The organism is Streptomyces albofaciens JCM 4342 (assembly GCF_008634025.1).
Classification (GTDB): Bacteria; Actinomycetota; Actinomycetes; order Streptomycetales; family Streptomycetaceae; genus Streptomyces; species Streptomyces albofaciens.
In genome coordinates this window covers 3,200,553-3,211,812 of the sequence record NZ_PDCM01000002.1, presented here as the reverse complement: position 1 = coordinate 3,211,812, position 11,260 = coordinate 3,200,553, and the positions used below count along the sequence as shown (strand labels likewise).

The 11,260-nt window shown below is 72.6% G+C and carries 11 protein-coding genes and 1 pseudogene; 9 read left to right on the top strand and 3 right to left on the bottom strand.

Annotation, left to right across the window (positions count from 1 at the left end; translation table 11 throughout):
• The first annotated feature begins 56 nt into the window (after nucleotides 1-56).
• From CP973_RS33860 to CP973_RS33850, 3 genes and pseudogenes are all read left to right on the top strand, one after another.
• Nucleotides 57-1,457, top strand: coding sequence for a dipeptidase (locus tag CP973_RS33860; protein WP_150247646.1), 1,401 nt, complete (start codon nucleotides 57-59; stop codon nucleotides 1,455-1,457).
• Between the two features lie 361 nt (nucleotides 1,458-1,818).
• Entirely contained in the window at nucleotides 1,819-2,754 is a 936-nt protein-coding gene (gene nudC, locus CP973_RS33855; RefSeq protein ID WP_150247644.1) for an NAD(+) diphosphatase, read from the top strand.
• Between the two features lie 273 nt (nucleotides 2,755-3,027).
• Nucleotides 3,028-3,294: pseudogene (locus CP973_RS33850) on the top strand (XRE family transcriptional regulator); the annotation flags it as partial.
• A gap of 114 nt (nucleotides 3,295-3,408) precedes the next feature.
• Here CP973_RS33850 and CP973_RS33845 read toward each other — a convergent pair.
• Complete coding sequence (locus CP973_RS33845) at nucleotides 3,409-3,651, bottom strand: mycoredoxin (protein WP_150247642.1); 243 nt, start codon at nucleotides 3,649-3,651, stop codon at nucleotides 3,409-3,411.
• Nucleotides 3,652-3,870: 219 nt separating this feature from the next.
• Between CP973_RS33845 and CP973_RS33840 the strand changes: the two genes are divergently transcribed.
• From CP973_RS33840 to CP973_RS33820, 5 genes are all read left to right on the top strand, one after another.
• Nucleotides 3,871-6,147: an ATP-dependent DNA helicase UvrD2 gene (locus CP973_RS33840; RefSeq protein WP_150247640.1), complete on the top strand. Its 2,277-nt coding sequence runs from the start codon at nucleotides 3,871-3,873 to the stop codon at nucleotides 6,145-6,147.
• 142 nt (nucleotides 6,148-6,289) lie between these two features.
• Entirely contained in the window at nucleotides 6,290-6,622 is a 333-nt protein-coding gene (locus tag CP973_RS33835; RefSeq protein WP_150247638.1) for a hypothetical protein, read from the top strand.
• A gap of 120 nt (nucleotides 6,623-6,742) precedes the next feature.
• Nucleotides 6,743-7,096 (top strand): WhiB family transcriptional regulator, encoded by a 354-nt coding sequence (locus tag CP973_RS33830; protein ID WP_030587324.1) that lies wholly within the window; start codon nucleotides 6,743-6,745, stop codon nucleotides 7,094-7,096.
• A complete protein-coding gene (locus tag CP973_RS33825) occupies nucleotides 7,093-7,422 on the top strand; it encodes a hypothetical protein (protein WP_150247636.1) in 330 nt (109 codons plus the stop codon). The genes CP973_RS33830 and CP973_RS33825 overlap by 4 nt, the downstream gene beginning before the upstream one ends.
• A 163-nt stretch (nucleotides 7,423-7,585) precedes the next feature.
• Complete coding sequence (locus CP973_RS33820; RefSeq protein WP_150247634.1) at nucleotides 7,586-7,786, top strand: hypothetical protein; 201 nt, start codon at nucleotides 7,586-7,588, stop codon at nucleotides 7,784-7,786.
• 90 nt (nucleotides 7,787-7,876) lie between these two features.
• On the opposite strand, the gene CP973_RS33815 is transcribed toward CP973_RS33820, so the two are convergent.
• Both CP973_RS33815 and CP973_RS33810 read right to left on the bottom strand, forming a co-directional pair.
• On the bottom strand, nucleotides 7,877-9,274 hold the full coding sequence (locus tag CP973_RS33815) for an ABC1 kinase family protein (RefSeq protein WP_150247632.1): 1,398 nt from the start codon (nucleotides 9,272-9,274) through the stop codon (nucleotides 7,877-7,879).
• Nucleotides 9,275-9,308: 34 nt separating this feature from the next.
• Nucleotides 9,309-10,445: a TOMM precursor leader peptide-binding protein gene (locus tag CP973_RS33810; protein WP_425282078.1), complete on the bottom strand. Its 1,137-nt coding sequence runs from the start codon at nucleotides 10,443-10,445 to the stop codon at nucleotides 9,309-9,311.
• A 198-nt stretch (nucleotides 10,446-10,643) separates the two neighbouring features.
• Here CP973_RS33810 and CP973_RS33805 point away from each other — a divergent pair, with 198 nt between their 5' ends.
• A complete protein-coding gene (locus tag CP973_RS33805; protein ID WP_150247627.1) occupies nucleotides 10,644-11,243 on the top strand; it encodes a M48 metallopeptidase family protein in 600 nt (199 codons plus the stop codon).
• Nucleotides 11,244-11,260 lie beyond the last annotated feature (17 nt).

The following is an 11,260-nucleotide window of genomic DNA, read 5'->3' as shown; positions in this document are numbered from 1 at the left end:
CAAGATCGTCGAGACCGGCGGCGGACCGCGCCCGCGAGCCGGATAGGCTCGGACTCATGAGCACCACCTCGGACAGCGCCGTCCGCGCGTACATCAACGTCCACCGCGAAGAGTTCCTCGGCGACCTCGCCGCCTGGCTGCGCATCCCCTCCGTGTCCGCGGACCCGGAGCGCGCCGCCGACGTGCGCCGCAGCGCCGAGTGGCTGGCCGGCCGGCTCACCGCGACCGGCTTCCCGACCGCCGAGATCTGGGAGACGGACGGTGCGCCCGCGGTCTTCGCCGAGTGGTCCTCCGGGGACCCGACGGCCCCCACGGTTCTCGTGTACGGCCACCACGACGTGCAGCCCGCCACCCGCGAGGACGGCTGGCACACCGACCCGTTCGAGCCGCAGACCATCGACGGCAAGCTGTACGCCCGCGGCGCGGCCGACGACAAGGGCCAGGTGTTCTTCCACACCCTCGGCGTGCGCGCCCACCTGGCCGCGACCGGCCGCACCGCGCCCGCCGTCAACCTCAAGCTCCTCATCGAGGGCGAGGAGGAGTCCGGCTCCCCGAACTTCCCCGCCCTGATCACCAAGCACGCGGACCGCCTGGCCTGCGACGCGGTGATCGTCTCCGACACGGGCATGTGGTCCAAGGACACCCCGACCGTCTGCACCGGCATGCGCGGCCTCACGGACTGCCAGATCGACCTGTACGGCCCCGACCAGGACATCCACTCCGGTTCCTTCGGCGGCGCGGTGCCCAACCCGGCCACCGAGGCCGCCCGCCTGGCCGCCGCGCTGCACGACGACGACCGCCGGGTGGCGATCCCCGGCTTCTACGACGGCGTCGTCGAGCTGACCGACCGCGAGCGCGAGCTCTTCGCCGAGCTGCCCTTCGACGAGGCCGGCTGGCTGCGCACGGCCCACTCCCACGCCGCGCTCGGCGAGGCCGACCACAGCACCCTGGAGCGCATCTGGGCCCGCCCCACCGCCGAGGTCAACGGCATCGGCGGCGGCTACCAGGGCCCCGGCGGCAAGACCATCGTGCCGTCCGCCGCGCAGCTGAAGCTGTCTTTCCGCCTGGTGGCGGGCCAGGACGCGGCCGCCGTCCAGCAGTCCGTACGGGACTGGGTCGCCGCCCGCCTGCCCGACGGCATCCGCCACGAGATCACCTTCTGGGGCGCCACCCGCCCCTGCCTGACCCCGCTCGACCACCCCGCCCTCCAGTCCGTCGTACGGGCCATGGGCCGTGCCTTCAACCAGAAGATCCGCTTCACCCGCGAGGGCGGCTCGGGACCGGCCGCCGACCTCCAGGACGTCCTCGGCGTCCCGGTCCTCTTCCTCGGCATATCCATCCCCTCGGACGGCTGGCACGCCCCGAACGAGAAGGTCGAACTGGACCTGCTGATGAAGGGCGTCGAAACCGCCGCGCACCTGTGGGGCGACCTGGCGGAGAACTGGCGCGTGGCTTGACCGGTGACCGCGCCGCGACGGCGCCCGTGCCCGTGCCCCGGACGGCGCGACGCGTGACCGGCACGGGGGCCGCGTGCGAGGCCGCACCCGTACCACCGCGCCGCCCGTACGGCAGGATCGGCCGTCCGTACGGTGCGCCTGGCCACCCGTGCGACTGGCCCGGCGTCTGCCCGTACGGCTCGCGCGTCTGCCCGTACGGCCGGCCCGGCCGCCCGTACGGTCGTACCGCCATCCGTACGGCTCGAACCGCCGCCCGCCCGGCGCCCGCACCCGTACGCGGCGGCCACGGCGGCCACGGCGTTCGCGACAAGCAGGGCAACCACGGCAATCACCCACGCCATAGGGGGAGTTGGAAACCGCAGTGACCACCTGGACCGACCACAGCGCCGACCGGCCGATCACCTTCAGCGCGCCGAGCGGCATCGACCGCGCCGCCCACCACCGCCTCGACGAGGCCTGGCTCGCGGCGGCCTGGAGCCACCCGACGACGCGCGTCTTCGTGGTCTCCGGCGGCCAGGCACTGGTCGACGACACCCCGGACGGGCGTACGGAACTGGTCATGACGCCCTCCTTCGAGGCGCCGCTCACCGAGACCCACCGCTACTTCCTCGGTACCGACGAGGACGGCGTGCGCTACTTCGCGCTCCAGAAGGACGCGCTGCCGGGCCGCATGGACCAGTCCGCGCGCCCCGCCGGCCTGCGCGAGGCGGGCCTGCTGCTCTCACCGCGCGACGCCGGCCTGCTCGTCCACGCCGTCGCCCTGGAGAACTGGCAGCGCCTGCACCGCTTCTGCTCGCGCTGCGGCGAACGCACCGTGATCGCCGCGGCCGGCCACATCCGCCGCTGCCCCGCCTGCGGCGCCGAGCACTACCCGCGCACCGACCCGGCCGTGATCATGCTCGTCACGGACGAGGAGGACCGCGCCCTGCTCGGCCGCCAGGTCCACTGGCCCGAAGGCCGCTTCTCCACCCTGGCCGGCTTCGTGGAGCCCGGCGAGTCCATCGAGCAGTCGGTGGCCCGCGAGGTCTACGAGGAGGCGGGCGTGGTCGTCGGCGACGTCGAATACGTCGCGAGCCAGCCCTGGCCCTTCCCCTCCAGCCTGATGCTCGGCTTCATGGCCCGCGCCACGTCCTCCGAGATCCAGGTCGACGGCGAGGAGATCGAGGAGGCCCGCTGGTTCTCCCGCGAGGACCTGAAGGCCGCCTTCGAATCCGGCGAGGTCCTGCCCCCGTACGGCATCTCCATCGCGGCCCGCCTGATCGAGCTGTGGTACGGAAAGCCGCTGCCCAAGCCGTGACGACGCCGGGGCCGGGGCCTGGCGAGGCCCCGGCCTGCCCCTCGGAGGCGGCGTCCCCCGTCACTGCCTGCCCTTGGCCACACACAGCGCGCAGGCGAACGGACACGGCGGAACAACATCCCCGCCCCTCACGACGGCAACGGAACCTCCCGCCGATGCGCCTCCCGCACATGCCGCCGATACCGCACCCGAGCGTCCACCTCCATCGACGGGTCCCGGCACACCCGCCCCTCCGCTTCGAGGGCCTTCAGCGCTTCGCACGTTTGGCATTGCTCGCACCTGTCCGTGGACCTCACGGTGGACGGCAACGTCGTCACGGGCACCTGGGTGGAACAGACCGCGACGGACGGCTACTACGCCGGCGCCCGCTACCACGGCGCCGTCCAACTGCTCGCCGAGCCGACCGGCCGGCGCATGGCCGGGAAGTGGGTCGGCTTCGGCAAGGACTTCGACGTGAACACCGGCCCCTGGGAGCTGACCTTCAAGGACGCGTCCACGTCGAAGGAAGCGCTGGAGCGGTACAGCCGCGTGCCGGACTGACCAGGAGGCGGCCCGGACACGACGGAACCCCCGGCCGAAACGACCGGGGGTCCGCCCGCGTGAACCGGGATCCGCCCGTGTGAACCGGGGGCTCGCCCGGTGCCCTGGTGGGGCTCAGACGCCGAGTGCCTGCTTGACCTGCGCCAGCGACGGGTTCGTCAGGGTGGAGCCGTCGGGGAAGAGGACCGTCGGGACGGTCTGGTTGCCGCCGTTGGCCTTTTCGACGAAGGCGGCGGACTCGGGGTCCTGCTCGATGTTGACCTCGGTGTACGCGATTCCCTCGCGGTCCATCTGGCTCTTCAGCCGACGGCAGTAGCCGCACCACGTGGTGCTGTACATCGTCACAGTGCCCGCCATGGGTCCTCGCGCTCCTTCAAGCTCGGCGTGTTTGCAGTAGGAGAACGTCCGCCCGTCCGGGACCATTCCCGTCCGTATCGGGCCGCTTCCGCATGCGTACGGTTGCACAACGGTATGCGTACGGCTTCGCATCCGTAGGCGCGCGTATTCGTATGACCACGCAGCGGCAGCTGTGGACAACTTTCCCGGCCGCCTCGGCCGACCTGGCAGCATTGCGGTGTGACAGCAGCATCGGACTCCACTCTCTTCCCGCAGGCAGCGGCCGCGACCCAGTTCCCGGCCACGCCCGAGGGTGCCGACGCGGTGCTCGACGGCCTCGACCCCGAGCAGCGCGAGGTCGCCACGGCCCTGCACGGCCCCGTGTGCGTCCTGGCGGGTGCCGGGACGGGCAAGACCCGCGCGATCACCCACCGGATCGCGTACGGCGTCCGTGCGGGCATCCTGCAGCCGGGCACGGTGCTCGCCGTCACGTTCACCGCCCGCGCGGCGGGGGAGATGCGCGGGCGGCTGCGCCAGCTCGGCGCGGGCGGCGTCCAGGCCCGTACGTTCCACTCCGCCGCCCTGCGCCAGCTCCAGTACTTCTGGCCCAAGGCGGTCGGCGGCGAGCTGCCCCGGCTCGTGGAGCGCAAGGCCCAGCTGGTCGCCGAGGCCGCCGCCCGCTGCCGCATCCGCCTGGACCGCAACGAGCTGCGCGACGTCACGGGCGAGATCGAGTGGTCCAAGGTCACCCAGACCGTGCCCGCCGACTACCCGGCCGCCGTCCACAAGGCGGGCCGCGAGGCCCCCCGCGACCCGGCCGAGATCGGACAGATCTACGGGACGTACGAGCAGCTCAAGCGCGACCGGGGAACCATCGATTTCGAGGACGTCCTGCTGCTGACCGTCGGCGTCCTCCAGGACCGGCACGACATCGCCGAGCAGGTCCGCGCCCAGTACCAGCACTTCGTCGTGGACGAGTACCAGGACGTCAGCCCGCTCCAGCAGCGGCTGCTCGACCTGTGGCTCGGCGACCGCGACAACCTCTGCGTCGTCGGCGACGCCAGCCAGACGATCTACAGCTTCACCGGCGCCACCCCCGACCACCTGCTGAACTTCCGCACCCGCCACCCGAACGCGACGGTCGTCAAGCTGGTCCGCGACTACCGCTCCACCCCCCAGGTCGTGCACCTCGCCAACGGCCTGCTGTCGCAGGCGCGCGGCCGCGCCGCCGAGCACCGCCTGGAGCTGATCTCGCAGCGGGACCCGGGCCCCGAGCCGACCTACGTCGAGTACGGCGACGAGCCCGCCGAGGCCGAGGGCACCGCCCGCCGCATCCGCGACCTGATCGCCTCCGGCGTCCCGGCGAGCGAGATAGCGGTCCTCTTCCGCATCAACGCCCAGTCCGAGGTGTACGAGCAGGCCCTCGCCGACCTCGGCGTGCCGTACCAGCTCCGTGGTGCCGAGCGGTTCTTCGAGCGGCCCGAGGTCCGCGAGGCAGGCGTCAAGCTGCGCGGCGCCGCCCGCTTCGGCGCCAACGACGCGCTCCTCGACGACGCCGTGGACCTCCCGTCCGAGGTGCGCGCGGTGCTCAGCGACATGGGCTGGACGAGCACGCCCCCGGCCGGCTCCGGCGCCGTACGGGACCGCTGGGAGTCGCTGGCCGCCCTGGTCCGCCTCGCGGAGGACTTCGCCAAGGCCCGGCCGACGGCCACCCTCGCCGACCTGGTCGCCGAGCTGGACGAGCGGGCCAACGCCCAGCACGCGCCGACGGTCGACGGTGTGACGCTCGCCTCGTTCCACGCGGCCAAGGGCCTGGAGTGGGACGCCGTCTTCCTGGTCGGCCTGACCGAGGGCATGATGCCGATCACCTACGCCAGGACGGACGAGCAGGTGGAGGAGGAGCGCCGCCTGCTGTACGTCGGCGTGACCCGGGCCCGGCGGCACCTGGGCCTGTCGTGGTCCCTGTCCCGCTCTCCCGGTGGCCGCGCGGTCCGCCGGCCCAGCCGCTTCCTGGACGGTCTGCGGCCCGGCTCGGGCACCGCCGGGCGCCGTACCGCCGCGGCCGTCACGGGCGGCATCGAGCGGGGCGGCGGCAGCGTCCGGGGCGCGAGCAGGCGCCGCGAGCGTTCCCCGGCGCGCTGCCGGGTCTGCGGCAAGACGCTGACCGACGCGGGCGAGATGAAGCTCATGCGCTGCGACGACTGCCCCAGCGAGCTCGACGAGGCGCTGTACGAGCGGCTGCGCGACTGGCGGGCCGAGCAGGCGCGGCAGCTGGGCCAGCCCGCGTACTGCGTCTTCACCGACAAGACCCTGATGGCGATTGCCGAGGCCGTACCGGGAACCGAAGGGGAGCTCGCGGTCATCCCTGGTGTGGGGGGACGGAAGCTCGGCAGGTTCGGGGCCGACGTCCTCGCACTGTGCGCAGGTGAGGAGCTGGTTCCGGCAGTGGACGGGCCCTCGCCGGACGATCTTCCGGAGGGCGGTGCAAGAAGCTCCGGAAAGTCGTCAGAAAAATAGTTTGCGCGCGCGGAGCGCATCCCCATAGCCTTCACAGGCACGAAGACAACGGGCCTTTCGGGATCCGCTGCATTCGTGTTGTACTGAACAAGCTCGGGCCGGATTCTCCGGTCCGCCGAGACGCCGAGAGGAGGCGAGACCAGTGATCAGCTTCATGAAGACCCAGAAAGTGACCGATCGTCCGGTCGTCGCCACCTGCACCCTTGGCGCCTCGCTGCTGGGCACCGGTCTGTCCGGCTTCGGCCGGCTGTCCGGTTTCGAGGTCTCCCGTGCCGCTTCCTCGGCGTTCCTGCCCGAGGCCAAGCGTGACGAGCGACCGACCCAGGTACCCGCAGTAGCGGCAGTGGCACCGGCAGCGAATGCGCATGCCTTTGCCGGCGCGGCGACCAACGGTGCCGAATCCCGGAAGCAGTACCAGACGCAGCAGGACACGTGGGCCCACCGCGGGCACGAACCCTGGAGAGATCCAGCCTGATCGGCATGATCAGGTCGGCACCTTCCAGGGCCGCGGAACCCACACCGGGATCCGCGGCCCTTTTGTTTTACCCATGCGCCCGGCCACCAGCCGGGCCGAACAGACGAGGAACACACCACCGTGCAACTCCAGACGCACACCCCGTCCGTCGCCACCGACCTGATCCCTCCGCCCGACTCCCAGGAGAACCCTTTGCTGCCCCTCACCGAGCTCGACGACGAGATCGACCGACTCGGCGCCGCAGTGCCGTGCCGTACCTACGACCCGGAGGTCTTCTTCGCCGAGACCCCGGCCGACGTGGAGTACGCCAAGTCCCTGTGCCAGACCTGTCCGGTGCGCGAGGCGTGTCTCGCCGGCGCCAAGGACCGTCGTGAGCCGTGGGGCGTCTGGGGCGGCGAACTCTTCGTCCAGGGCGTCGTGGTGCCCCGCAAGCGTCCGCGTGGCCGTCCGCGCAAGAACCCGGTCGCGGCATGAACATCCGCGGCGCGTACACCAGCGGCACCGGAACGATCGACCGTCCCGCCAAGCGGGACCCCCAGAAGCAGGACCCGATGAACCCCATCCTCACCGACACCACCGCACCCGTGAACTCCGGCGCGATCGAGTCGCGTCAGAACAGGACCCTCGAAATGCAACTCATCCCAGAAGCCCTGGCTCGCGCGCAAATGCAAGCGCGCTTGCAGGAGGCCGAGTCCGAACGCAGGGCCCAGCGCCTCGCCGCGGCACGGCGCATGCAGCGTCGTGCCGAGCGGGCGTCGCTGCGCGCCCGGCGCGCCTTGGCCATGGCCGTCATGCAGTGAGCCACCGGCGGCCCGGCACGCGCACCGTGCCGGCGCCGCACGGCGGTGTCACCGCCGCATCACGCGGCCACGCAACACCACACACCTCGGGGGCTGTCCAACTGGGCGGCCCCTGAGGGCGTTGTGCCCCCTTTCCCGGCGGTGGCGGGGATATTGTCGGCTGATGAACCAGAAGACGTATGAACAGGCGGAGTTGGCGACCGGCAACGCGGTGTGCGCCCAGTGCGGTGCCGTGGCCGAGGGCGCCGCGCCGACCTGGACCTGCACCATCGTCAACGGCGTCCGCCACCACCTCTGCGACCCCTGCACCCGCGCCTGCCTCCGCACCATCGAGTCCCATCTGGACCCGGTCGCCGTGAGGTGAGACCCGCGGGACCGCGGAAGGCGGGACCCGCAGGCGACATCACGAGGTGAGACGAGGCGCCGCGCGGTGCGGAGGCGTGGCGCGGACCGGTCAGGCCGTGGTCTCCTCCGCCGCGGGCCGGTTCTGTTCGGGTACGGACGGCGCGGAGTCGCCCGGCGTGAAGCCCGGGAGCCAGGCCTCCAGCTCGTCACGCAGGCGGACGGTGGCGCCGAGCTGGCACAGTACGCCGATCGTGCTCAGCGTCACACGGTGTATGAGGAGGTAGGACGGGGGCAGGTTGAGCTGGCGGCCGAGCTGGTAGGCGGGCGACCGGGGATCGGCGATGCGCGCGGCCTGGGTGCGCATCCAGGAGCGGGTGAAGGTGAAGGCGTCCACCTGGGCCGGTTCGATGATCGGGAGCAGATAGTCCAGCACCGCGTCGGGGTCCAGCTCGATGGACTCCTTGACGAAGCCCTCCTCGCACAGCAGCCCGTAGACCGCTTCGGCCTCGCCGTCGAGCGTCATGCGCAGTGAGGTGCCGATCGTGGGCGGCAGGCCGTCCGGCAGGCGGTCGACCGTGCCGAAGTCCAGGACGCCCAGCCGCCACTTCTCCGCCGGGCCGTCGGGGGCGTCACCGGTCAGCAGACGGAAGTTGCCCGGATGGGGGTCGGCGTGCAGCAGGCCCGTACGCGCGGTGCCCGCGAAGAGGAAGCGGGCCAGGAGCTGCCCGGCCCGGTCGCGCTCCTCCTCGGTGCCGTCGGCGATGACCTCCGACAGGGGGATGCCGTCCATCCACTCGGTCACCAGCACCTGGTCGCCCTGGTGGATCACCGCGGGCACCAGGACGTCCGGGTCGTCGGCGAACTCCTCGGCGTGCGCCTGCTGGGCCTCGGCCTCCAGGGCGTAGTCCAGCTCCTCGGAGACCCGGTCGCGCAGCTCGGAGATCAGTGGCTTGATGTCCATGCCGGGGATCAGCGGGCCGAGCAGCCGGGCGAACCGGCCGAGTTGGGACAGGTCGGAGAGCAGGGCCGCGCCCGCCCCCGGATACTGGACCTTGACGGCCACCTCGCGGCCGTCGTGCCAGACCGCCCGGTGCACCTGCCCGATGGAGGCGGCGGCCGACGGCTTGTCGTCGAACTCCGTGAACAGCTCGCGCCAGTCCTCGCCGAGCCGCTCCGCCAGCACCTTGTGCACCGTGTCCGTCGGCATCGGCGGCGCGGCTTCCTGGAGTTTGGTGAGCGCGGCGCGGTACGGGCCGGCGATCTCCTCCGGCAGCGCCGACTCGAAGACGGAGAGCGCCTGTCCGAACTTCATGGCGCCGCCCTTCAGCTCGCCGAGCACCCGGAAGAGCTGTTCGGCGGTCCGCTGCTGGAGCTCACGGCCGACGAGGTCCGCCGACCTGCCGCCGATCCGCTTGCCCAGCCCCCAGGTGGCACGGCCGGCGAATCCCAGTGGCAGCGCGGCCAGCTTGGCGGTGCGGGTGACCGCCTTGCGGGGTAGATCTGACATTCGCCCCTCCAACTCACACTGTCCCCAACCGGGGTTACTCCGCCATTGTTACGTGTTGCCGGCGCGGTTCCGAGGCACCCGTGGTGCCGGCCGGCCCCGCAGCGCCGCAGCCGCACTCCGGATGCGGCGCGATCCGGGTCGTCCGCCAGTCCGCGCACGGCAGGGCGACCTCCATCCGGGCCCCTGTGCAGGGTGGCAGCCGTCCGTCCAGGAACGTCAGTGCCTGCACGGCCACCAGGCCCGCCACCGTCGTCGCCAGCGCGGCGTCGCACGCCGGCACGGCCGGTGAACCGCGCCCCGAGCGCCACTGGGCGAGCAGCCGCGGCCAGGCCGGTTCCGCGTCCGTGCGCCGCAGCTCCAGGCAGCCCGCGCAGGAGGAGCCGCCCGGCAGGACCAGTGGGCCCACCACGCCCGTCCCTTCGACCACTCCGGCGAACAGGTGCGGAATGCCGGCGGACAGGAAGGGCTCGGCCAGGACCGGGTCGGGAGCGTAGGCGGCGAGGCCGTCGCGCGGGGTGATCACGACGAGCGCGAGACCTGGCTCGCCCGCCTCCGACGGCGCCGCCCCGGCGCGGTTTCCGCGCGACCAGGGCGAGGCGCGGTGCACCAGGCCGCGGGCGGCGGTGTCGCGCCGTATGCCGATGTGTTCGGCCCGCGTGCCGCCCGGCAGCACGTCCCACGGCTCGACCTTCCCGCCGTCCTGCACTTCCACTCGTCCGATGCCCGCCGCCGAGAGAAGGGCCGCGACCGAGGCACCCACCCGTCCCGCGCCGCGCACACGCGCCCGCATGGCGCGGCGCGCTCCCATGCACTCCAGTCCGCCCGCGGGCTCGGCATGCCGCACCGAGAGCGATGCGAGATCCGCCCGCAGCCGCCCGAAGGCCGCGGCGTCCGACCGCACCGCCTCGGCCGCCGGGCCGCCCGCCGACGGCGTGTCCAGCAGCCCCGCCCGCCCCAGCCGGTCCACCACCCGCCGCGCGCGCTCGGCGGGCAGCCCCAGCGACTCGGCCGCTTGCGCCAGCTGATCGAGGCTGCGCGTGCCGTCGATCAAGGCCAGAAAGCTGCCTGTCGCGGTGTCCACCGGCCCCAGCTCCACCGCGTGCGCCGGGGCCACCCCGAAGCGCACCGTTTCCCGGTCCCGCCAGCCGCGCCGCAGCGCGGGCTTCACCATCGGATGCATGAATCCGTCCCCCGTCGATCGGATCTCGTCCAGCGCTGTCAGCATGCCCCGGCCGCCGGGCGGGCATCGGAAGTTGTCCACAGCCGACAGGCAATAGTCGTACAAGCCATGACCACCTCTGAGTGTTTCGGTCGCACGGCAGAACCGGGGGAGGGGACTTCCCGCGCGGGCAGCGGGTAACGTCGGGGCGTGCCCGCCGACCCTTTGCGCCGAGCCGCAGACCCGCAACGCAGGACCACCGCGCGCCCCGCGGCCGGTGGCTCCGCGACGAGCGCGGTCGAGGTGCGCAGAAGCTCGCGGCGCCGCCGTACCGTCTCCGCGTACCGCGAGGGCGACCGCACCATCGTGCTGATCCCGGCCCGGATGTCCGAGGCGGAGGAACGGCGCTGGGTGACGGTGATGCTGGACAAGCTGGCCGCGCAGGAGAGCAGGCGGATGCTCGGCGACGGCGAGCTGGCCGAGCGCGCGGAGCGCCTGTCGCTCCAGTACCTGGACGGCCGCGCCCGGCCCGCCACGGTGCGCTGGGTGACCAACCAGAACACCCGCTGGGGCTCCTGCACGCCCGCCGAGGGCAGCATCCGCCTCTCGCACCGGCTCCAGGGCATGCCCGAGTACGTCATCGACTATGTGCTCCTCCACGAGCTGGCGCATCTTCTCGTCCCCGGTCACGGGCAGCGCTTCTGGCAGCTCCTGGAGTCATACCCGCGTACGGAGCGGGCGCGCGGCTATCTCGAAGGAGTGGTGGCGGCGGAGCGGCTGCCGCATCTTCCCGCGGCCCGTACGGAATAAGGCCGGTTTCGCACCAT